4 protein-coding genes are annotated in these 24421 nt (G+C 73.6%); 3 read left to right on the top strand and 1 reads right to left on the bottom strand.

All coding sequences use genetic code 11. From position 1 onward, the window contains the following. The first annotated feature begins 9 nt into the window (after positions 1–9). Both SCA03_RS03270 and fabD read left to right on the top strand, forming a co-directional pair. Complete coding sequence (locus tag SCA03_RS03270; protein ID WP_158102358.1) at positions 10–18402, top strand: non-ribosomal peptide synthetase; 18393 nt, start codon at positions 10–12, stop codon at positions 18400–18402. Between the two features lie 5 nt (positions 18403–18407). Beyond that, complete coding sequence (fabD, locus tag SCA03_RS03275; RefSeq protein ID WP_230988463.1) at positions 18408–21899, top strand: ACP S-malonyltransferase; 3492 nt, start codon at positions 18408–18410, stop codon at positions 21897–21899. 504 nt (positions 21900–22403) lie between these two features. Here fabD and SCA03_RS03280 read toward each other — a convergent pair. After that, positions 22404–22736, bottom strand: coding sequence for a hypothetical protein (locus tag SCA03_RS03280; RefSeq protein ID WP_086817980.1), 333 nt, complete (start codon positions 22734–22736; stop codon positions 22404–22406). A 628-nt stretch (positions 22737–23364) separates the two neighbouring features. Between SCA03_RS03280 and SCA03_RS03285 the strand changes: the two genes are divergently transcribed. Then, the gene (locus SCA03_RS03285) at positions 23365–23688 is read left to right on the top strand and encodes a hypothetical protein (protein ID WP_141275187.1); all 324 of its coding nucleotides are present in this window, start codon (positions 23365–23367) and stop codon (positions 23686–23688) included. Positions 23689–24421 lie beyond the last annotated feature (733 nt).

Here is a 24421-nt window from a genome sequence, read left to right on the forward strand (position 1 = left end):
GAGAACACCGTGGACGACAAGCGAAAGCTCCTGGCCGAACTGCTGGCGCGGGCCACCTCGGCCCCGCAGCGCGAAGGCGTGGCGATCGTCGGCGTGGCCGGCCGCTACCCGCTGGCCGGGAACATCGGCGAACTGTGGGACAACCTGGCAGCCGGACGCGACTGCATCCGCGAAGTGCCTGCCGCCCGCTGGGACGCCGACGCGCACCACGACCCGGACGGGGTGCGCGGCAGTTACAGCAAATGGGCCGGATTCCTCGACGACGTCGACGCGTTCGACCCGCAGTTCTTCCAGATCTCGCCCGCCGACGCCGAGGCCATGGACCCCCAGGAACGGCTGTTCCTACAGACCGCGGCGGCCACTCTGGACGACGCGGGACACCCGGCCGCCCGGCTCACCGCGCGCGGCCCCGTCGGGGTGTTCGTGGGCGTGATGAACAACGACTACGAGTGGATGGGCGGTGAGGCCGCCGCACGCGGCGTCACCACCGACGCCCGTACCAGCCACTGGTCGATCGCCAACCGGGTCTCGTACTTCTTCGACTTCACCGGCCCCAGCATGGCCGTCGACACGGCCTGCTCCGCCTCGCTCACCGCGCTCCACCTGGCCTGCGAGAGCATCAGGACCGGCGAGTGCGCCGCCGCGATCGCCGGCGGCGTCAACCTGATCCTGCACCCCTCCCACCTGGACACCCTGGCGCGGCGCGGCATGATCTCCCGCGGTGACCGGCTGCGGGCGTTCGGCGCGGGCGCCGACGGATTCGTCGACGGTGAGGGCGTCGGTGCCGTGCTGCTCAGGCCGCTGTCGGCGGCGCTCGCCGACGGGGACCGCGTCCTGGGCGTCATCCGCGGCTCGGCCGTCAACGCGAACGGCAAGACCGGCGGCTACACCGTGCCCAGCTCGGCCGCGCAGGCCCGGGTGATCCGCTCCGCGCTCAAGCGCGCCGGGGTCGAGGCCGGCAGCATCGGCTACATCGAGGCACACGGCACCGGCACCCCGCTCGGCGACCCGATCGAAATCGCCGGCCTGACCGAGGTGTTCGGCCACCGGACCGGCGACGACGCCGAGGACGGCGAGCGGCAGACCGTGCCGATCGGCTCGGTGAAGTCCGCCATGGGCCACCTGGAGTCGGCCGCCGGCATCGCCGGACTCACCAAGGTCCTGCTCCAGTTCCGGCACGGCACGCTCGTACCGTCCCTGCACGCGGACCCGCCCAACCCCGACATCGACTTCGCCGCCACCCCGTTCGCGGTGCAGCACGACCGGAGCCCGTGGCCGCGCGCCACCGCCACCGGGCAGGACGGCGCCCCGCAGGAACAGCCCCGGCGGGCCCTGGTCAGCTCCTTCGGCGGCGGCGGCGCCAACGCCTGCGTGATCCTGGAGGAGCACGTCGCGGCCGACTGGTCGCGGTCCGAGCCGGACACCGCACCGCAACTGCTCGTGCTGTCCGCGAAGAACGAGGACCGGCTGCGTGCCTCCGCGCACGACCTCGCGGCCCATCTGCGCCGTGGCGCCACACCCTCCGGCGGCACCCCGGCCGGTGACGCGCCCGCCGCGGCGGCGGACCCCGAGGCGCTGTCCTGGGCACGGAGCCTGTGCCTGCGGCTGGCCGCCGAGACGATCGGCGTCTCCCAGGACGACCTCGACCTGGAGACCGACCTGGCCGACTACGGGTTCGGCGTCACCGAACGGGCCCGGCTGTCGGCCCTGTTGGCCGTCGAGTCGGGCGCGGAGCCGCCCGCGACCGTCACCACGGCACACTCCCTGGAACGGGTGGCGCGCGCCGTCGCCGCGGCCATGCCGTCCACGGCACCCACCGGCCCGCAGGCACCGCAGCTGGCCGACGTCGCCCACACCCTCCAGGTGGGCCGCACCGCATACGAGTTCCGGCTGGCGCTGCCCGCCGTCTCCCTGGACGAGGCCGCCGGGCTGCTGGAGCAGTACGCCGCGGGCGAGCACCCGGCGGACGTCGTCACCGGGCGCGCTCCCCGGGCCGGCGCCGCGCCGCTCACCGAGGCCGCCGCCGCCGAGCTCGACCAGGCGCTCGGCCGGCGGGACCTGGCCGCCGTCGCCGGGCACTGGGTGACCGGCGCCGAGATCGACTGGCCGCGCCTGACGCCCTCCGGGGCCCGCCGTATCGAGCTGCCCACCTACCCGTTCGCCCGCGAGCGCTACTGGATCCCGGTGCCCGGCCCGCTGGCACCGGCACCCGCCGATGCGGCGGCCGCACTCCCGGCAGCCGCCGGACAGGAGACGGCCGGCCCCGACTTCTACCGCCCGCTGTGGGTACGTGCCGCACCGGCCGCGGAACCGGCCACGCGCCGCGACGGGCGCATCGCCGTGCTGGTGACCGGCGCGTCGCTCCCGCTCGGTGAGGCGCTCGCGGCCCGGCTCCCCGAGGGCCGCGTCGAACTCCTGCGGCTGGACGAGGAGTCCACCGACGCGTGGCTCGACCGGGCCGGGCAGGCCGATCTGGTCTACCACCTGGGCGGAGTGACCCGGGTGCCGGACGGCATCGGCGCCGACGAGGTGGCCGGGCAGGTCCGGCACGGCGCGCTGTCCCTCTTCCACCTGCTGCGTGCCGGCGCCGCCGAACGGATCGTGGTCGTCACCAGCGGTGTGCACGCGGTCGCCGGCAGCGCCGTGGACAACCCCTTCGCCGCCGGGCTGCACGGCCTCGTCCAGGTCGCCCCGAAGGAGCGGACGGGCCTGGCGGTCACCGGTGTCGACCTCGCCCCGGACGCCACCGCCGGCGACGCCGGGCTCCGCGCGGCCGTGGACGCGATCCTGGCCGAGCCGGCCGACACGGCGGGCCGCACCGTGGCCGTGCGCGACGGCGTCAGGTACGTGCGCCGCCTCGGCCGGGTGGCGCTGCCCGCGGCCCCGCCCGCGCCGGTGTTCCGGGACGGCGGCGTGTATCTGCTCATCGGCGGTACCGGCGGTATCGCCCGCGAGCTGAGCCTGCACCTGGCCCGCACGCACCGGGCCCGACTGGTGTGGTTCAGCCGGCACGAGCCGGGCCCCGAGCAGCTGGCGGCCATGGACGCGATCCGCGCCCACGGCGGCGAGGTGCTGCACGTGCGCGGCGACGTGTGCGCGGCGGACGACGTGGCGGCCGCCGTCGCCCAGGCGCACCGCACGTTCGGGGCGCTGCACGGGGCCGTGCACGCGGCCATGGCCTTCGACAACCACCGGCTCGCCGACCTGGACGAGGCCACGTTCACCACGGTGACCGGCGTCAAGACCGAGGGCGCCGCCGCGCTGGCCGCCGCCGTCGCCGGGGAGACGCTGGACTTCCTGGCGTTCTTCTCCTCGGCCGGTGCCTTCGGCGCCTTCGCCGGGAACGGCGCCTACATCTGCGCGTCCGCCGCCGAGGACGCCTACGGGCTGTTCCTGCGTGAGCGGCTGGCCTTCCCCGTCGTCGTGATCAATCAGGGCTACTGGGGCCAGGTCGGCTCCGGTGCCCGCTCGGGCCTCTCCGACATCTTCGCGGGCCTGGGGATCGACGCCTTCAGCACCGAACAGGGCACCGAGGCGGTGGCCCGGATCCTGGGCAGCGGCCTCCCGCAGGTCATGCCGATCATCGCGGGGCGCCGGGCGCTGGAGGCCATGGGCCACGACCCGGCCTGCGACGGCGAGGCGCTGCCCGGCGGCCACCCGCCCGCGCTGGCCGCGGCCGGTGAACGCCTGGACGAGGAGACGGACACCGACCCCGCCGCCACCCGTGTGCTCACCGGCTACGAGGAACTGGAGGCGGTCTCCGCGCGGGTGCTGCTCGGCGTCTACCAGCGCATGGGCGTCTTCCACCGCCCCCAGGAGCGGCACGGGGCCGGGGAGTTGCGCGGCAGGCTGCGCATCCTGGACCGGTTCGCGCGGCTGCACGAGGCGCTGCTGACCATCCTGGCCGGCGCGGGCTTCCTCACCCGGGACGGTGACCGGGTCACCACCACCGACGCGGTCGCCGGGGTGGACGAGGCCGCCTCCGCGCAGGAGTGGGAGGCGGAGTTCGACCGGATCGCCGCCGCCTACCCGGACATCGAGCCGACGGTCACCCTCAACCGCCTGTTCCTGGCGGAGTATCCGCGGATCCTGCGGGGCGAGGTGAACGCCACCGAGATCATGTTCCCGGGCACGTCGATGTCGCTGGTGCAGAACTTCTACCGCGGCAACGCCCTCACCGATTCCTTCAACCGGCAGGTCCGCACGGCCGTCAGTGCCTTCCTGGACCTGCGACCGGCCGGGCTCGGCGCGGGCGAGCGGATCGAGGTCGTCGAGCTGGGCGCCGGGACCGGCGCCACCAGCGAGCGGGTGCTGCCCGTCCTGGCACAGCACCCGGGCAGGGCCGGCTACGTCTACACCGACATCTCGCCGCGCTTCCTCGAACACGGGCGGGAACGGTTCGCCGACGACTACCCGTTCACCCGTTTCGAGGTCCTCAACCTCGACCGCGGACTCGACGTACAGGGCTTCACCCCCGGCTCGGCCGACCTCGTCCTGGCCACCAACGTCGTGCACGCCACGCAGAACCTGCGGGCCACCCTCCGCAAGGCGAAGGCGCTGCTGCGGCCTGGCGGCTGGCTGGTGCTGAACGAACTGACCACGGCCCGGCCGCTGCTGACGATCGGCGGTGGCGTCCTGGAGGGCTGGTGGGCGTTCGACGACGCCGAACTGCGTATTCCCGACTCGCCGTTGGTCTCGCCGTCGGGCTGGCGGCGTCTGCTGTCGGAGGAGGGTTTCACGACGGTCCGGCTCCTCGGCGCGGATGCCGGCGAGGCAGCCGGCGTGGCCGTGGGCGGCGGGCTCGGTCAGAGTGTGCTGGTCGCCGAGAGCGACGGTGTGGCGTCCTGCGCCGCGTTGCCGTCCGCCGCACCGGCGTCCCCGGCCTCGTCCGCTCCGGCTGCTGCGGCCGTCCCGTCCGTCCCGGCGGCGGGTGACGCCGACGCGGTCGCCGATCGGCTGGGCGCGCTGGTCGAGGGTGTGCTGAAGCTGAACGAGCGGATCGATCCGGACCGGCCGTTGGCCGACTACGGCTTCGACTCGCTCAGCGGTATGAAGATCGTCGCCGCTGTCGACGAGGCGTTCGGTGTCACCGTCCCGCTCGGGGACTTCTTCGAACGGCCCACCCTGCGCGAGCTGGCCGCGCACCTGGCGGAGTCCTGGCTCTCCGAAGTGGTGGCGGAAACCACCACCGCGGAGGCCGCGCCCGCGGCGGCGCCCGCGCCCGTCGTGCCGGCGGGCCCTTCCCGCGCCGCCGGTCCGGCCGGTGCCGTCCTGCGGCCCCGTACCGACGCCGAGGCGTCCCGGCACGCGCTCTCCGAGGGGCAGCGCGCGCTGTGGGTGATCGAGCGGATCACGCCCGGCACCTACGCCTACAACCTGCCGCTCGCGCTGTGGCTCGATCCCGGCGTCGACGTCCTGGCCCTGCGCGTGGCGCTCCAGGACCTCCTCGACCGGCACGACGAACTGCGCGCCACTGTGCGCTGCGACGACGACACGCCGTGCATGCGGATCGCGGCCGAGCCCGAACTGCCTTTCCAGCAGGTCTATCTGACCGCGCGGGACGACGACGAGGTCCGCGCACGCATGGACGCCGATCTGCGGCGCCCCTTCGATCTGGCGGCCGGGCCGCTGGTGCGCGCCACGCTCTACACCCTCGGCGACGGCCGTCAGGCGCTGCTGCTGACGTTCCACCACATGGTGTTCGACGGGGTCTCCATCGCCCTGCTGCTCAGGGAGCTGGAGGACGGCTACCGCGCGGCACGTGAGGGCCTCCCGCTGCCGCAGGAGCGCCCCGCGCGTACCTTCGCCGACTTCGTCGCCTGGCAGCGCGACCTGCTCGCCGGACCGGAGGGAGAGCGGCTGCGCGACTACTGGCTGGGACGGCTGACCGGCCGCGCCACGACGGTGCCGCTGCCGCTGGACCGCCCCCGCCGGGCCGAGCCCGGTCACCGGGGCGCCAGCGTGGACGGGCGTGTCCCGGCCGCCGTGGCCGACGCGGCGCGTGCTCTGGCCTCGGCGGAGCGCACGTCCCTGTTCGGGGTGCTGCTGGCCGCGTACTTCGGTGTGCTGCGCCGCTACAGCGGGCAGGCCGAGCTGGCTGTCGGTACGCCCACGGCGGGCCGGCCGGCCTCCGGCTGGGACGACGTGCTGGGCTACTTCATGAACATGGTCGTGCTGGCCGAACACGTCCCGCAGGACGAGTCGTTCCGCACGCTGACGGGCCGGGTGCACCGCACCACGCTGGAGGCGCTCGACCACGGCGCCTACCCGCTGATCACCCTGGCCCAGCAGCTGCGGCAGGCCGATCCGGCCGCGTCCGGCGCGCCGTTCAACGTGGCGTTCTACTTCCAGAACTGGGTGCGCGACACCGGGCAGGGCAGCCTCGTGCAGGCACCCGTCGAAGGTGTCCACCAGGTCGGTGAGTTCGATCTGACGCTGGAGGTCGTCGAGGAGGCCGAGGGCTGCCGCTACACCGTCAAGTACGACCCCGACCTGTTCGACGCCGCGACCGTGGAGCGGTTCGGCGAGCACTTCGTGACCCTGCTCGCCGACGCCGTGGACCGGCCGGATACCGCCCTGGGCGAGCTGGACGTCCTGACGGCGCAGGAGAAGGCGGCGCTGGCGCCTCCGGCGCCTGTGCCCTACGAGCAGGACGCCACGGTGTGGACGCTGGTGCGGCGGCAGGCGGCCGCGAGCCCGGGCGCCGTCGCCGTCCGCTACCGGGACGAGGAGCTGACCTACCGCCAACTGGCCGGCCGGGTCACGGACCTGGCGGCGCGGCTGCGTGCCGCGGGTGTCGCCCGGGGCCGTACCGTCGGTGTGCTGCTGGGCCGGGACGCGGACCTGCCGGTGGCGCTGCTGGCGGTGCAGGCCGCCGGCGGCACCTACGTACCGCTCGACCCGTCCTACCCGGCGGAGCGGCTCGCCTACATGGCCGAGGACGCCGGGCTGCACCTGGTGCTCACCCACTCCCGGGCCCCCGCGATACCGGGGTCGGTGCCCCGGCTGCCGATCGACGGCGACGGCCGGCCCGCCCCGGCCGACCCGTCCGCCGTGGAACCCGCTGTGGAACCCGGCGGGGAGGTGGGGGGCGCGGACATCGCGTACGTCATCTACACCTCGGGCTCCACGGGGCGGCCCAAGGGCGTCCAGGTGCCGCACCGCGCGCTGGTCAACTTCCTGGCCTCGATGGGCCGCGAGCCCGGCTTCGGGCCCGGGGACACCCTGCTCGCGCTGACCACGGTGTGTTTCGACATCTCCGCGCTGGAGCTGTATCTGCCGCTGGTCAGCGGCGGCACCGTGGAGATCCTGCCGGACGGCGTCGCGCGGGACGGGATGCGGCTGCGCGAGGCCGTCGAGCGCAGTAGCGCCACCGTGGTGCAGGCCACTCCCGCGACGTGGAGCATGCTGCTGGCCGCCGGCTGGCGCGGCGATGCCGGGCTGACCGTGCTGTGCGGGGGAGAGGCGCTGCCCGGCGAGCTGGCCGAAGCGCTGCTGGCGGGCAACCGGGCGGTGTGGAACCTCTACGGGCCCACCGAGACCACCATCTGGTCGGCGGCGAGCCGGCTCGTCCCGGGCGAACGCGTCACCCTGGGCGCGCCGTTGGCCAACACCGGCCTGTACGTCCTCGACGGCGCGTTCCGGCCCGTGCCCACCGGGGTGGCGGGCGAGCTGTGCATCAGCGGGCACGGTGTGGCCGCCGGCTATCTGGGCCGGCCCGGGCTGACCGCCGAGCGGTTCGTGCCCGACCCGTTCGCCGACGGGGCGCGGATGTACCGCACCGGTGATCTGGTGCGCAGGCTGGCCGACGGGCGTATCGAGTACCTGGGCAGGGCCGACGCACAGGTCAAGGTGCGCGGCTTCCGGGTCGAGCTGGAGGAGATCGAGACGGCCCTGCGCCGCCTGGACGGTGTCCGGGAAGCCGTCGTGGTGGCCCGCCGCACCGGCGGCGGCCACTCGCTGCTGGCGTGCTACGTCCTCGACGACGGCGCGGCCGAGCCCTCCCGTGAGGAGCTCGCGGGCTGGCTGCCCGAGCACATGGTCCCCGAGGCGCTGGTGCGGGTGGCCACGTTCCCGCACACGCTCAACGGGAAGATCGACCGGACCCGTCTGGCCGGTCTGGCCCCTGCCCGGATCCGGGAGCAGTACGGCCCCGCGCAGGACGCCCCGGCACAGCACGCGGGTGGTGCGCAGCCGCCGGCGGGCCAGGGTTCCGTCCAGGCGCCGGTGGACGAAGGAACGACGGCGGCGCCGGCGGGCCGCGGCCCGGTGGCGGAGCTGGAAGCCGAACTCACCGGCACGATCGCGGAGTTGACGGGTCTTGCGGCCGAGGAGATCGGCCCGCACACGCCGCTGGGCGAGACGGGGATGAACTCCGTCAGCTTCACCGCGCTGAGCAGCGCCCTGCGTACCGCGTACGGGATCGAGGTCTATCCCACGCTGTTCTACCGCAAGGGCACCGTGCACGCGCTGGCCGCCCATCTGTGGGACGAGCACCGCGACGCGCTCGTCCCCCGCTTCGGCGCCCCCGCTGCGGCACCCGCCGCGGGGGAGACCGCCCTGCCCGCGGGCGCCCCCGGCGAGCGGGGCGGGGCCGCCGGCGGGCAGGTGCCGGGCGGGGCCGACGCGGACATCGCCGTGATCGGTATGGCCGGGCGGATGCCCGACTCCGCCGACCTGGAGGAGTTCTGGCAGCACCTGGCCGACGGCGACGATCTGGTGCGGGAGGTCCCGCCGGAGCGGTTCGGGCGGCCCGCGCGGCCCGACGCCCCGAAACGCTGGGGCGCCTTCGTGCCCGACGTGGACCGTTTCGACGCCGCGTTCTTCGGGATCTCCCCGCGCGAGGCCGAACTGATGGACCCGCAGCAGCGGTTGATGCTGGAGCTGGCCTGGTCGGCCGTGGAGGACGCCGGCTACCGCCCGTCCCAGCTGGCCGGGAAACGCGTCGGGGTGTTCGTCGCGGTCACCAACTCCGACTATCTGGAGGTGCAGCGGGCCGCCGGCCGCGGGGCCGAGGGCCACACCCTCACCGGGGCCGCGCTGTCGATCGTGCCCAACCGGATCTCCTACGTGCTGGATCTGCGCGGCCCCAGCGTCGCCGTGGACACCGCCTGTTCCGGTTCGCTGACCGCCGTCCACCAGGCCGTCGCCGCGCTGCGGGACGGCACCTGTGACATGGCGCTCGCCGGCGGTGTCAGCCTCATCCTGTCCCCGGCGGTCTACGAGGCCCTCGACCAGGGCGAGATGCTCAGCCCCGACGGCCGCTGCAAGACGTTCGACAGCCGCGCCGACGGCTATGTGCGCGGCGAGGGCGCGGGCGCCGTCCTGCTCAAGCCGCACTCCGCCGCCCGGCGGGACGGGGACGCCGTGCACACGGTGATCAAGGCGGTCGCCGCCGGGCACGGCGGCCGGACCACCTCGCTGACCGCGCCCAACCCCGATGCGCAGGCCGACCTGCTCGTCGAGGCGTACCAGGCGGCCGGTGTCCCCACCTCGACGGTCGGCTACATCGAGGCGCACGGCACCGGCACCGCCCTGGGCGACCCGATCGAGACGGCCGGTCTGAGCACCGCGTTCCGCAGGCTGCGCGCGGGCGGCCCGGCCGATTACGGGCCCGGCTGCGCGATCGGCTCGGTCAAGACGAACATCGGCCACCTGGAGGCCGCGGCCGGCATCGCGGGGCTGTTCAAGGTGGTGCTGGCGCAGCAGCACGGCACCATTCCCGCCAGCCTGCACTTCCGGGAGCAGAACCCCTATCTGGAACTCGACGGCGGCCCCTTCGAGGTGGCCGCCACCGCCCGGCCCTGGCCGCGGCCCCGTGACGCCTCCGGACGCGAACTGCCGCGCCGGGGCGGGGTCAGCTCCTTCGGCTTCGGCGGAGCGAACGCGCACATCGTGCTGGAGGAACCGACCGTGCCGGACACCCGCGAGGAAGCAGCCCGTGAACAGGGCGCCGGTGAGCACCTGTTCGTGCTCTCCGCCGGCGACCCGGAGGGGCTGCGGCGCACCGCCGAGCGGCTCGCCGACCACCTGCACACCCGCGACGTGGCCCCGGGGGATCTGGCCTTCACCCTTCAGACCGGGCGGGAGGCGATGGCCCACCGGCTGGCCGTGATCGCCTCCAGCACCGCGGGCCTGTGCGCGGAGCTGGCCGCGTATCTGTCGGGCCGGCCCTCGGCGGTACGCACCGGGCACACCGGGCAGCGCCGCCCCACGGACACGGCCACGGACGCGGAGGCCGTGGAGCCCGAGGGCGACCTGGACGCCGTGGCCCTGGCGTGGGTGGCGGGCGCCCGGATCGACTGGGCCGCGCTCCACCGGGGTGTTGCGCGCCGCCGTGTGCACCTGCCCGCCTACCCCTTCGCGCGGGCCCGGCACTGGGTGGCGCCCGGCCCCTCCGGGCAGCCGGTCCGGCAGGGCTCGGGCCCGCTGCATCCGGTGCTGCTGGACGCCGAGGCGGGCGACGTGTCCGCCGCGGCCGGCCAGGGGCGGGTCTTCACCAAGAAGCTGACCGGTGAGGAGTTCTTCCTCGCCGACCACGTCGTCGAGGGCGCGCGGGTGCTGCCCGGCGTGGTGTATCTGGAGATGGCCCGGCTGGCCGGTGAACTGGCCGCGGGCGGCCGGGTGCACGGCGTCGAGGGCCTGGTGTGGGCGGCGCCCGTGACCCTGCCGGCCGGCGCGGCACACGAGCTGGCGGTACGTGTCACCCGCGACGGCGCACACGCCGCTACGGGCGGGACCGGCGCTACGGGCGGGAGCGGCGGCGCGGTGTCGTTCGAGGTGTACGACGCGCGGGACAGCGCCCGTACGAACGCCGCGGGCACCCTGCTCCTCGGTGAGCCGCACCAGCGTCCCGGGCCTGTCGACCCGGAGGCCGTACGCGCCCGCTGCACCGTCCGCCACGACGCCGGGGAGGCGTACGCACGCTTCTCCCGGCTGGGCTTCGACTACGGCGAGAGCTTCCGCACGATCGAGGAACTCGCCGTGGGCCAGGGCGAGGTCCTGGCGACGCTGTGCCTGCCCCCGGCACGCGAGGCGGACGCCGGCGCGTTCGTCTTCCACCCCTCACTGCTGGACGCGGCGCTCCAGACGGCGGGCATGCTGGCCCCGGACCCCACCGGCACGGCCGACACCGGCGACACCGGCGACACCGCCGGTTTTGCGGGCTATCTGCCGTTCTCGCTGGGCTCGGTGCGCCACTACGCCGACTGGCCGTCCCGGCTGTACGCCTACGCCACCCCCTCCGAGCGGCCCGCCCGGGAGGGGATGCTCTGCTTCGACGTCCTGCTGCTGGACCCGGCGGGCGACGTGGTCGCCGCCATCGACGCGTTCACGCTGCGGGCCACCACCGGCACCACCGGCGCGGCGCCCCGCGCAGGCGTGGACGCGGACGCGGTGTTCGCTTTCGAGCCGGTGTGGGAGCCGGCCCCGCACACCCCGGCGGCGCCGCAGGGCAGTGTGCTCGTGCTGGACGCGGGTGCGCACGGGGCCGCGGTCGTCGACGCGTTGACGGCGGCGGGTGCGCAGGCGCGGCGTCTTGCGCTGGAGGGGCCGCTGGATGTGGAGGCGGCCCTGGCCGCGCTGCCCGCCGACGGCCCTGCCCATGTGGTGCACCTGGCCTCGGAACATGCGGAGGACGCGGGGGGCGCGCGGGAGACCGCTCATGGTGCGGCGGTCGAGTACGGCTTCCACACCGCGGCCGCCTTCGTGCAGGGGTGGCAGGAGGCGCGGCGCGGGGCGCTGCGATACCTGTTCGTCCACCCGGAGACCGGCGGGACGCCCGCCGGTCCGGCGATGGCCGCACTGGCGCGGTCGGTCGGCCAGGAGCACCCGTCGGTCGACTTCGGCGTGCTCGCCGTCGCCGATGAAGCCCCCGCCCGCGCGGTGGTGGACGAACTCGGCGTCGCGGGCGAGCCCGAGGTGCGCCGTGCCGCGGGGGAACGCTCCCGCCGGTCCTGGCGCCGTACGGACCTTCCCTCGGCCGGGTCGTCGTTCCTGGGCGGGGGAGCGCATGTGATCACCGGCGGGACGGGTGCGCTCGGGCTGCTGCTGGCCGAGCATCTCGCGGGCGCGCGCCGGGAGGCGGGCGTCACCGAGGGCGGGATCGTGCTGGCGGCCCGTTCCGAGCCGGGGCCGCAGGTCCGGGCGCGTATCGAGGCTGCCGGTGCCCGCTTCGTGCGGGCGGATGTGACCGATCCGGACGAGGTGCGCGAGCTGTTCGACCGGGCACGGGGTGCCTTCGGCGGGATCGGTGGTGTCGTGCACACCGCGGGGCTGCTGCGTGACGGGCTGCTGGCGGGCAAGGACCGGGCGGACGCGGAGGCCGTGCTGGCCCCCAAGGTCGACGGCACCGTCCTGCTGGACGAGGCGACCCGGGACGACGAGCTGGACTACTTCGTGGTCTTCTCCTCGGCCGCCGTGGTCTTCGGGAACGCCGGGCAGACCGACTACGCGTTCGCCAACGCCTTCCTGGACCATTTCGCCGAGCGGCGTGAGGAGTTGCGCCGGCGCGGTGAGCGGCACGGCCGTACCCTGTCGGCCGCCTGGCCGGTGTGGGCCGAGGGCGGGATGCGTCTGGGCGCGGCGTCCGAGGCGGCGATGGGCCGGCTGTTCGGCATGCGGCCGGTGCGTACTCGGCCGGGTCTGGAGGCGCTGGAGCGGGCGCTGGCGGGTGACGCGCCCCGGCTGCTGCTGACCGCGGGCGACCCGGCGCGGATCCAGGCGGCGCTCGAAGCCGCTCAGGTGGCGCCGCGGGCCGGCGGCCCGTCCGGTTCCCCTGCCCCGTCCCCGGCGTCCCCGGCATCCCCGTCCGGGGCCGACGGGGTGCGGGCCGAGGCGGAACAGTTCGTGCTGCGCGTCCTGGCGGAGGAGTTGAAGCTCCCCGAGGGGGAGATCGCGCTCACCGAGCCCTTCGACCACCTGGGCGTGGACTCGCTGATCACCATGAGCGTGGTGCGGCGTCTGGAGGAGCGGGTGGGCCCGCTGTCGAAGACGCTGCTGTTCGAGTACGTGACGGCCGAGGAGCTGATCGACCACCTGGCCTCGGCCCACCCGCAGGCGTTCACCGCCCCGGCCGGGGCGGAGGCCCATCCGCTCCAGCCGTCCGCCGCCCGGTCCACGGACGCGGTGTCCGCCACGGCGTTCCCGGCGGTCTCCGTGGCCTCTTCGCGGGCGGAACAGGACGAGCCCTCCGGGGCGGGTGCGGGGGATATCGCCATCATCGGTGTGGCGGGCCGGTATCCGCAGGCCGATGACGTGGAGGAGTTCTGGCGGAACCTGTCCGCGGGCCGGGACTGCATCGAGGAGGTGCCCGGTGACCGGTGGGACCACAGCCAGTTCTACGATCCGGACAAGAGCACGCCCGGTAGGACGTATGGCAAGTGGGGCGGCTTTGTCCGGGGTGCGGACCGGTTCGATCCGTTGTTCTTCCGGATGTCGCAGATCGAGGCCGAGCACATCGACCCCCAGGAGCGGGTGTTCCTGGAGACGGTGTGGCACACCCTGGAGGACGCGGGCTATCCGCGGGCGGAGCTGAGCGGTTCCCGGGTGGGTGTGTTCGTCGGCATGATGTACGGCCACTACCAGCTCTACGGGGTGCGTGACGCGCTGCGGGACGGCGGTATCGCGACGTCTTCCTCGTATGCGGCGGTGGCCAACCGGGTGTCGTACTTCTTCGATTTCACCGGGCCGAGTGTCGCTGTGGACACGATGTGTTCCTCGTCGCTGGTCACCATCCACCAGGCGTGCCAGGCCATCCGGGACGGCGACTGCGAGGTCGCTGTCGCCGGTGGTGTGAACATCACCAGCCATCCGGTGAAGTATCTCCAGCTCGCGCAGCGCGGTTTCCTGTCCGAGGACGGCCGTTGCCGCAGTTTCGGTGCGGGGGGCACGGGTTATGTGCCGGCGGAGGGCTCGGGGGCTGTGTTCCTCAAGCGGCTGGATGCCGCGGTGGCCGACGGCGACCGGGTCCTGGCCGTCGTCAAGGCGTCCGCGGTCAACCACGGCGGCACCGGCAAGGGGTTCAGCGTGCCCAACCCCCGAGCGCAGGGCGATCTGGTGCGCACCGCGCTGGACCGCGCCGGGCTGGGCCCCGAAGACCTCGACTATCTGGAGGCGCACGGCACGGGGACCGCGCTGGGTGACCCGGTGGAGGTGGCCGGGATGCGGCGCGCGTTCGGTGACACGCTGCCGCAGACGCTGCCGGTCGGTTCGGTCAAGTCGCTGATCGGGCATGCCGAGTCGGCTGCGGGGATCGCGGCGGTCACCAAGGTGCTGCTCCAGATGCGGCACGGGCAGTTGACGCCGTCGCTGCATGCGCAGGAGCTGAATCCCGACATCGATTTCGAGGCGACGCCGTTCCGGCTCCAGCGCGAGGCGGCGCCCTGGCCGCGCAGGAGCCGCGAGGACGGCACGGTCCGTCCCCGGACGGCGGGGGTGAGTTCCTTCGGTGCGGGCGGTACCAACGCGCATCTGATCCTCCAGGAACACCTTGACCAGTCCGCTCCGGTGGCTGCCGGGCCGGGCCCCTACCTCGCGGTGCTCTCCGCCCGGGACGCGGGCCGGCTGGCCTCCCAGGCCCGTCGTCTGGCCGCCCATTTGCGGGCGGAGGGCGCCGGCGCGCAGCCGCACGAGGTGGCCTGGACGTTGCAGGCGGGCCGGGAGGCGATGGAGCACCGTCTCGCGCTGCTGTTTGATGACCTGCCCGAACTCGCGGACCGGTTGGAGGAGTTCGCCGGTGGCGGCGACCCGGCCCGGACCTGGCAGGGGGTGGCGGATCTGCGCAGGCCCCCGGCCGGGGAGGCCCCCGCGGCCGATCCCGTCTCCTGCGCCCGTGCGTGGACGGCGGGCCGTCGTGTCGACTGGGCGGCGCTGTACCCGGCGGGGCGGCCGCGGCGGGTGTCCCTGCCCGGCTACCCCTTCGAGGGGGACCGGATCCGGCTGGCGGTGGCGGAGGCCGAACTGGCCGCTCCCGCGGCGGGGCCGGGGGTGCAGGCCGCTGCCGGCCGTGCCCGGCTGCTGACTCGTGGCTGGGTCCCGTCCGCTCTCGCGCCCGGGGAGGAGGCGGGGCTTCCGGCCCGGACGGCCGTGCTGGCGGTGCCGGGTACCGAGGAGACGGCTGCTGCTCTTGCCGCGGCGCTGCCCGGCGCGGAGGTCCTGCATCCCGAGCGGCTCGCGGCCGATCTGGCCGCTGAGGACACCGCCTGGGACCGGTTCGACGCGGTCGTCGACCTGGCGGGCTGTGCCGGGCCGGGCGCGGGGCCGAAGCGGGAGGCGCTGCTGGCGTGGACGCGTTGGATGCAGCAGGTGGTCGATCATGTGCGGCCCCGGCTGCGTGCGGTGCTCCTCTCCCGCGGCCCGGCGACCGGCGGCCCGGCGACCGGCGGTGAGGTGTCCGGTGGCCCGGTGTCCGGTGGTGCGGCCAGGGCGGGCCTGTATCGCATGTTGCAGAGCGAGTACCGCCATGTGACGTCCCGCCAGGTGCACGTGGAAGGGGCCGTGACGGGTGAGGAGTTGTCCCGGCTGGTGGCCGAGGAGCTGCGCAGCGGGTCGGAGGAGGCCGAGGTGGCCTACCTCGACGGCCGCCGGCACCACGCCGCGCTCCACGAGGTCGCCGAGGACGCCCCCGCGCCGCCGCGTTTCCCCGAGGGGCACGTGTTGTGGGTGACGGGCGGCACGCGGGGCCTGGGCCTGCTGACGGCCCGGCATTTCGTCGCCCGGTACGGCGTGCGCAAGCTGGTCCTCACCGGCCGGGAGCAGCTCCCGCCGCGCGAGGAGTGGGCCACGCACATCGCCGCGGGGACCGCGCTGGGCGAGAAGCTGCGTCCGCTGGCGGAGCTGGCCGACAGCGGGGTCGAGTTGGAGGTGGTGGCGGTTCCGCTGGAGGACCGGGCGGCGCTGGCCGAGGCCGTGGCCGGGGTCCGGGAGCGGATGGGCCCGGCCGGGGGCGTGATCCACAGTGCCGGTGTCACCGATTTCGACAACCCGGCGTTCGTGCGGAAGCCGGAGGGTGATGTGGCCCGGGTGCTGGGCCCGAAGGTGTTCGGGACCGACGCGCTCATCGAGTGTTTCCGCGACGAGCCGTTGAGCCTGTTCGTGCTGTATTCCTCTCTCGTTGCGTCCGTCCCGGCGCTCGCGGTCGGCCAGAGCGACTACGCGATGGCCAATGCCTATCTGGACGCGGCCGCCGAGGCCCGCCCGTATGGGCTGCCGTTGGTGAGTATCGAGTGGCCGAGCTGGAGGGACACCGGTATGGGGGAGGTGCGCAGTGCCGCCTACCGGGCGTCGGGGCTGGCGCCGCTGGGCGACGAGGACGGTCTCGCGCTGCTGGACCGGGCGCTGGCCAGCGGTGCCCGGGTGGTGCTGCCGGCGCTGCCCCGGGAGGAGGTGTGGAGCCCGGAGGGTCTGACGGCCCGCCGTCTGGAGCCGCAGGCGGCGCCGTCCGCGTCCTCGGCGGTGCCGTCCGCACCGGTCGGCCCGGCCGCGCCCACAGCGTCTGCTGCGTCTGCTGCGTCTGCTGTGTCCGGTGGGTCTGCGAGTGCGGAGGTGGTGGCTGCTGCGGCCTCCTGGCTGCTGGACCAGCTGGCGCGGGAGTTGCGTTTCGACCGTGCCCGCCTGGCGGCTGATGTGCCGGTCCACGATTTCGGGGTGGACTCGATCATGGTCAGCCAGATGGTGCAGATGGCCGCGAAGGAACTGGACGTCTCGATCGATCCGTCGGCGTTGCTGGAGCATCCGACGGCGGAGGGGTTCGCTGCCTACCTGGCCGAGGAGTTCCCCGAGGCACTGCACACGGCTTTCGCTCCGGCGTCTTCGGCGTCTTCGGGGTCTCAGGCGGCCGGCGGTGCAGCCGTGTCCGCGGCCGGGGCCGCCACCGCGCCGGGGGAGAACCCCGCAGCGGTGGCGTCCGCGGCCGGCGGACCGGCGGGCGCGAGCGCCGTGCCGGAGGGTGTGGCGGTGGTGGGCCTCTCCTGCCGGTTCCCCGGGGCCGAGTCCGCCGACGCCTACTGGGACCTGCTGCGCGAGGGCCGCTCCGCGGTGCGCCCGATCCCCGCGACACGTTTCGGCAGCGCGGACGGCCGGCACGCGGGACGCTCCGGCGGCCACCACGCGGGGCTGCTGCCGGAGGTGCTGCGGTTCGACCCGGAGGCGTTCTTGCTCTCCGAGGCGGACGTGGCTGCCATGGACCCGCAGGCACTCCTCCTCCTGGAAGAGGTCAGCGGCGCCCTGCACCACGCCGGGTATGCGCCGGCCGAGATGCGGGGCCGCCGGGTGGGCGTGTATGTGGGCGGCCGTACGACGTTCTCCCCGGACGGGGAGCGGCTGGGGCAGGCGAAGAACCCGGTCGCGGTCACCGGGCAGAACTATCTGGCGGCCAACGTCTCGCAGTTCTTCGATTTCCGCGGGCCCGGTCTGGTGGTCGACACGGCGTGTTCGTCGGCGTTGACGGCGATGGACATGGCCGTGCAGGCGCTGCGGGCGGGCGCGATCGAGTCGGCTGTCGTGGCCGGGGTGAGTCTGCTGGCGGACGACCGGGCGCTGCGGGTCTTCGGCCAGCGGGGTCTGCTCAACCCCACGGGCGAGTTCCATGTCTTCGACCGCCGGGCGTCCGGCGTGGTCCTGGGCGAGGGCATCGGTGCCGTGGTCCTCAAGCCGCTGTCGCGGGCGCGGGCCGACGGCGACCGCATCCTCGCGGTCCTGGAGGGCATCGCGATCAACAACGACGGCCGGACGGCCGGTCCCGCGACACCGAACCCGGAGGCGCAGCGCGAGGTCATGGCCGAGGCGCTGGCCCGCAGCGGTCACAGCCCGCACGACGTCGGCTGGGTCGAGGCCAACGGTTCGGGATCGGCCATCACCGATCTGATCGAACTCAAGGCGATCCAGGCGGTCTACCGCTCCGAGTCGAAGGAGCCGGTGGCGCTGGGGTCGATCAAGCCGAACATCGGCCATCCGCTGGCCGCTGAGGGGATCGCGGCGTTCATCAAGGTGGTGCTGATGTTGCAGCACGGGCGGCAGGTGCCGTTCCGTTCGGGGCAGGAGCCGCTGGACCACTTCGATGTGGCTTCCTCGCCGCTGTATTTCCCCCGCGGGTCGGAGCCGTGGCCGCACGAGGGCGGCATCGCGGCGCTGAACTGCTTCGCCGACGGCGGCACGAACGCGCATGTGCTGCTCGCTCCCGCGCCGGCCGGTCACCAGGCGGTGCGCGGGCCGCTGGAGCTGCCCGTGCTCGACCGCCGGGTCGTCATCCGCGGTACCGAGCAGCAACCGAGCCCGGACACCGGCCTGTTCTGGACCGGCCACCGCCCCGACGACGAGAACACCCCCGACGGCGAGGGGGTCTCCGGCGGCGAGGGTGCGTCCGGTGACGGGTTGTACTGGGACACCTTCCGCGGGGGTGCGTGATGGCGATGAGCGGCGACACCGAGGCCGCCGAGGTCACCGGGGCCACGAAGGTCACCGGGGCCACCGGGGTGGCCGGGACCACCGGGGTGACCGGAGCCGTCGGGGCCTCCGGGGTGGCCAGGGACACCAGGGCGACCGAGGACGCCGGGGTGGCCGGGCGAGGCCGGCTGCCGGTGGTGTTCATGTTCTCCGGGCAGGGCTCGCAGTACTACCAGATGGGCCGGGAACTCTACGACGCCCACGAGGGCTTCCGCGCCGCGCTGGACCGCTACGACGCGGTCGTCGCGGAAGAGCTGGGCGAGTCGGTCCTCGCCCGGGTCTTCGACCCCGCGAAACCCCGCAGCGAGCCGTTCACCGACACCCGTATCACTCATCCGGCGATTGTGATGACGGAGCTGGCACTCGCCGACACTCTGCGCGGGGAGGGCATCGAGCCCGACCTGCTGCTCGGCTCCAGCCTGGGGGAGTACGCGGCCGCCGCGGTGGCCGGGAGTGTGGATCCGGCGGTGTGCCTGCGCCAGCTGGTGCGCCAGGCGGGGGTTCTGCGCGCGGCACCCCGCGGCGGCATGCTCGCCGTCCTCGACCACCTCGATGTGATCGAGAGGCTCCCGGCACTGGGCGCGTGCGAGGTCGCGGCCCGCAACTACCCGGGACACTTCGTCCTCGCCGGCTCGGAGGACGATCTGGCCGCCGCGCAGGCCGAGTTGTCCGCCGCGGGCGTCCTGCATCAGCGGATACCGGTCGAGTACGCCTACCACTCCGGCCAGATGGACGGTGTCCGGGCCGCCTCGCGGGAGGCGTTCGGCGGGCTGGAATTCGCTCCGCCCCGTATCCCCTGGATCTCGTGTGTGGGCGGCGAGGAGGTCCGCCACCCCACGGCCGGGCACTTCTGGCAGGTCGCGCGCCGGCCCATCGAGTTCCAGGCGGCGATGGACACGGTGCGCGGCCGGGGCGATTTCCTCTACCTGGACCTCGGCCCGGCCGGAACCCTGCACAACTTCGCGCGCCAGAACCTGCCGACGGGCACCCGCGCCCGGTCCCTGGCGCTGCTCAGCCCGTTCGGGCACGACCCCGGCCTGCTGGCCAGGGTGCGCTCTTCGGCGGCATCTCCGACACGCTCCACGGCACCAAGGAAGGCACACGGCATGAAGGTCTACGGTTTCCCCGGCCAAGGGTCGCAGCAGCGTGGTATGGGCCGGGAGTTGTTCGATGCCTACCCGGAGTGGACCGGGATCGCCGATGAGGTACTCGGCTACTCGATCCGGGAGTTGTGTGTCGAGGACCCCGAACGCAAGCTGGGACGGACGGAGTTCACCCAGCCCGCGCTCTACGTCGTCGAGGCGCTCTCCTTCCTGCGGCGGCAGGAGGAGGATCCGGAGCCTGCCGACTACCTGGCCGGTCACAGCCTCGGGGAGTACGTGGCTCTCTTCGCCGCGGGCGTCTTCGATTTCGCTACGGGTCTGCGGCTGGTGCAGCGTCGTGGGGAGTTGATGGCGGCTGCGGGGGGCGGCACGATGGCCGCGGTCGTCGGTACGGACGAGGCGACGGTGACCCGGGTACTGGCCGACTCCGGCCTGGAGGGTGTCGATCTGGCCAATCACAACGCTGTGGACCAGTTCGTCCTCTCCGGCCCGGACCAGCAGATCGACGCGGCCTGCACCGCGTTCGAGGCGGCCGGGGCGCGTGCGGTCCGTCTCAATGTCAGTGCCCCGTTCCATTCGCGGTATATGCGGGCGGCGGCTGAGGAGTTCGCGGATTTCCTGGACGGTTTCGCGTTGCGTGCGCCCGAGGTGCCGGTGCTGGCCAATGTGGACGCGCGTCCGCACGCGGCTGCGACGCTGAAGGAGAGCCTGGCGGCGCAGATCGCCTCCCCGGTGCGCTGGACCGACACGGTGCGGGGGCTGATGGGGCATGGCGACTTCGATTTCATCGAGCTGGGCCCTGGCCGGGTTCTCACCAAACTCGTCTCCCGTATCCGGGCGGCCGCCGAACCGCTCCCCGTCCCGGCCCCGCACCCGGAACCGGCCGCGCCGACCGTCTCCCGGCCGGCCCCGGACGCGGTGACGGATGCGGCCGCCGGGACCGGCCTGGAGCCGGCCGAAGGGCGGGGCGCGGCACAGTCCGCGCAGCCGGTCCCGGCCGGTGCCGCAGGGGCTGCGGGGGGTGCATCGGCGGAAGGTCTTGGACCGGAGGCTTCTGTCTCTGTGGGTGTCGGGGCGGCGGCAGTGTCCCGTCTCTCGGTCACCGCCGACGACCTGGGTGCGGTGAGTTTCCGTGAGCGTTACCAGCTGCGCCGCTCGTATGTGCTGGGCTCGCTGTGGGGCGGTATATCCGGCCCGGCCATGCTGCGTGCTTCTGCGAAGGCGGGTCTGCTGGGCTTCCTGGGTACGGGCGGGATGACGCGGGCCGCCATCGAGGGCCAGTTGTCGGAACTGGTCGGGGACCTGGGCCTGGGTGGCTGTTTCGGTGTCAACCTTCCCTACCGGCACCGCGCGCCCGAGGAAGAGTCAGCGCTGGTCGATCTGCTGTTGCGCTATGGCGTCGACCTGATCGAGGCGTCCGGCTTCCCTTTGATCACTGCGTCTTTGGTCCGGTTCCGTCTCAAGGGCGGCCGTATCCTGGCGAAGGTCTCGCGTACCGATGTGGCGGCCGCGTTCCTGGCCCCGCCCCCGGAGCACCTGGTCGCCCAGCTGCTGGATGCCGGGGAGGTCACGGGGGAGGAGGCCCGTGCGGCTGCCGGGCGTCCCATGGCCGACGACGTGTGTGTGGAAGCCGACGGTGGCTGGCTGAGCAATTCGGCCGACCTGATGTCCCTGCTGCCTGCCGTGCTGCGGTTGCGGGATGAGTCGGCACTGCCCGGCCACCACGTCCACGTCGGCTGCGCCGGCGGTATCGGCACCCCGGAAGCCGCCGCCGCGGCCTTCCTCCTGGGAGCCGACTTCGTGCTGACCGGATCGGTCAACCAGTGTTCCGCGGAGGCGGCTACCAGTCCGGTGGTGAAGGACCTGCTGGAGGCGGCGCACGAATACGACGTGGATACTGCTCCGTGGGGGGAGATGTTCGAGTTGGGGGTGCGGGCCCGCTACCTCAAGCGCGGGCTGTTCTTCCCCGCCCGGGCCGCCCAGTTGCACGAACTGTGGCGCCGCCACGCTTCTTTGGGCGAGCTGGACGAGGCGACCCGCACGAAGGTTCTGGATCGTTACCTGGAGGGCGACTATCCGGCCACTCCGGGGGTTGATCCGAAGGCGGAGCTGGCCGAGGTGTTCCGCCGCTACTTCACCCGCGGCTTCCGTCTGGCCACCACCGGCGAGGGCTCTTCCAAGGTGGACTATCTGATCCATTGCGGTCCGGCGATGGGTGCGTTCAACCAGCTGGTCGCCGGCACTCCTCTCCAGCCCTGGCGCGCCCGGACGGTGGAAGCGATCGCCGACACCCTGCTGGAGGGCGCAGCCGACCACCTCACCACCCGCCTGCGCACCTTCCCCACCACGCCCTGACCCCGCCCACCCCTGCCGCCTCCTGCCGCGGGCTCTTCCCCGACGACCGGGCACACCCGTTCCCGGGGGAGGGCCCGCGGCCTTCGGCTGCCCGCCACACCCCGCCGGGTGCCTCAACCTCGCCGGGTGCTTCCGGTCTCGCGGGGTGCTTATGAGCTGGCGGTTTCTGGGGGCTGGGGGAGCGGGGGGCGCTTGGTGGGGGTGGTGCGGGGGTGAGGGCTTGTGGTGCCGCTCCGGGGGTTCGGCTGGCGGGGGGTGGGGGTCTGGTGCCTGCTTGTATCGAGGTGGGGGGCGTCTTCGGTGGTGAGTCCGCCGTGTATGCCTGTCGTGTGGCCGGCTGGTGTCTTGGCGGAGTTGTGTGTCCGTCCCGGCTGTCCCCGTGGGTGTGGGCGCTTCGCTCCTCGGGCGGGTCTCTGCCGGTGCTCGCGCTGTGACCGTCTGCCGCTGTGACCGTCTGCGTGTGTTTGCTTCGTTGTGGCCGTGTGCGGGAGGAGGGCCGGGGGGTCAGTTGTCGTCGAGGAGGGAGTGGCAGGCGAATCCGTGGATTTCGGTGTTGTCGGTGGGGGAGGGGTCGGCGGATTCGCATTCGTAGATCCAGTGCCTTTGACCGCGGTATTTGAACAGTACTCCGGAGGGTTCGTGGTTGGCGTACAGGCGTTGGCAGCCGGTGGCTTCCAGCATGACGTTCTCCGGGAGGGGCCGGAATTCCTCGCATGCGTAGTCGTAGGGGGGTGCGGCAGTGGCTGCCGGTGCGGTGACTCCGGTGGCGACGGCGGTGGCGAGACCGAGGGCTGCGGCTGCGCAGATCGGGCGGTGGAAGCGGGGGCGCGGGTTCACGTCGTTGTTCCTTTCCGGCTCGGCGGGCCTGCTGCCGCGTCCGGTGTCCGTGCTGCGGCGGCGGGCCGGTGATGTGGGCTGTCCTGTTACGGGCGTGCCCGGGATGCTGCCGGGGGATCCTGCACGGCGCCGGGTCTCACTCGAAGGGGGGCCCGCGCAGGGCGGTTTGGGGCTTCTGCCCCGGCCGGGGACGGGGTGCTGGGCGCCGGCTGTCGGACTTTCCGGTCTGTCTTCTCCCGTGCGGCGCAGGCCGGGCCGGGTGGCCGCGTCTCGCGGGACCAGCATGGACCACGCATGCGGAATGTGCGGGTTGTGGATGCCCTCTGCCGGTGTGCGAGGCGGAACATCACGAACACGAGGCCCTCCTGCCGGGCTCCGTCCGCCCGGACGCTGCTGGGGGATGCCGTATGTCTTGTCTCTTCCCAAGGGCGCCTGCGGCAGCGCGGGTTGGCACCTTTGGTGGTCACGTGCGGGTGAAATCCCGCGGTGTTTCTCGTCCCGTGACACGGTGCCGGGCATGCCCGTCTCCGGGAGGTTTTCCCGCCCGGCCCGCGGCATCCGGTGCTTGTGCAGGGTGTTGGTCTCAAACGGGCTGGGACGGGGCCGGGGAGAGTAAAAGGGAGTGGTCATGAAGCTGCGTTCATTCGTCCCTCGTCCGCTCGTTGCCGCCTTCGCCGTAGGGCTCGCGGCCGCGGTGTCGGTCGGCGCTGCCGCGCCGCAGGCCGACGCTGTCGCCTTCCGCGACTACCGGTGCCGGCACCTGGAGTACACCCCGCATCTGCGCATGCTGGACGGATACGACTGCACGCCTTTGTTCGTCAACCACGAGCCGATGGACAACACTTTGATCATGAAGACGGGCGGCAGGCGCTGGCTGTATGAATGCGAGATCGTCAAAGTCGTCGTGGGCAGTGAGAAGGACATTGTCGGTGCTCACTGCAAACCGATTTAGCCGCGTGCTGGGACACCGCCGCGGAACAGCCCGCTCCATGGGCTGTTCCAGCGTGGGCCGGCCCCGCACCGTTTTCGCGGTGTCGGTCTGGCGGCGGTTGTCCTTGCGAGCGGCCGCCCCGCGGCGTGCGGGTGTTGCCGCGTCGGTACCGGTTCCTCGGCTGGTGTGTGTGCGGAGCCGGGGATCTCAAGACCCCGGCAGCGGTGAGGAGTTCACAGCCGTCTCTCCTCGGTGCCCGCGCCGCGCCGCATAGCCGGCTGCCGGGATCTGGTCCGCCGCATGTGGTGCTGTGCCGCCGCCGCTGGCCCGGCACTCGGTCACTGGGCCGGAACAGGGGGCAGAACCGGAGAGCCGGAGCAGAGCCAGGGCAAGAGCCAGAGGGCCAGCGGCGGAACCGGGCCGGGATGTGAGGGCCGGGGGGCCGGGCCGGGGGTGGATGAACCGCGCTGACTGCTCCTCTGGCAGAAGGTTGCTGCGGCTGCGGCTGCGGCTGCGGCTGCGGCTGCGTCGGCGTGGTCGGCGTGTGGCCGGGCGCGGGTCGGTTGCCGGTGTTGTGGGGTTCTGGTTGGTGGGGGTGGTGGTGCTGTTGTGTCTGGAGTTGTGTGAGGGTCTTTGGTGGTGCGGTTTTGTGCCGGGGGTTTTTCGGGGGGGTGTTGACTGTTTGGGGGGTGTGTTTGTCGGTGGGTTCGGGGGTGAGTTGGTGGTCGTTCGGTTTCGGGTTGCCGCCGGAGGG

Source organism: Streptomyces cacaoi (genome assembly GCF_006539165.1).
In the GTDB taxonomy this organism is placed as follows: Bacteria; Actinomycetota; Actinomycetes; order Streptomycetales; family Streptomycetaceae; genus Streptomyces; species Streptomyces cacaoi.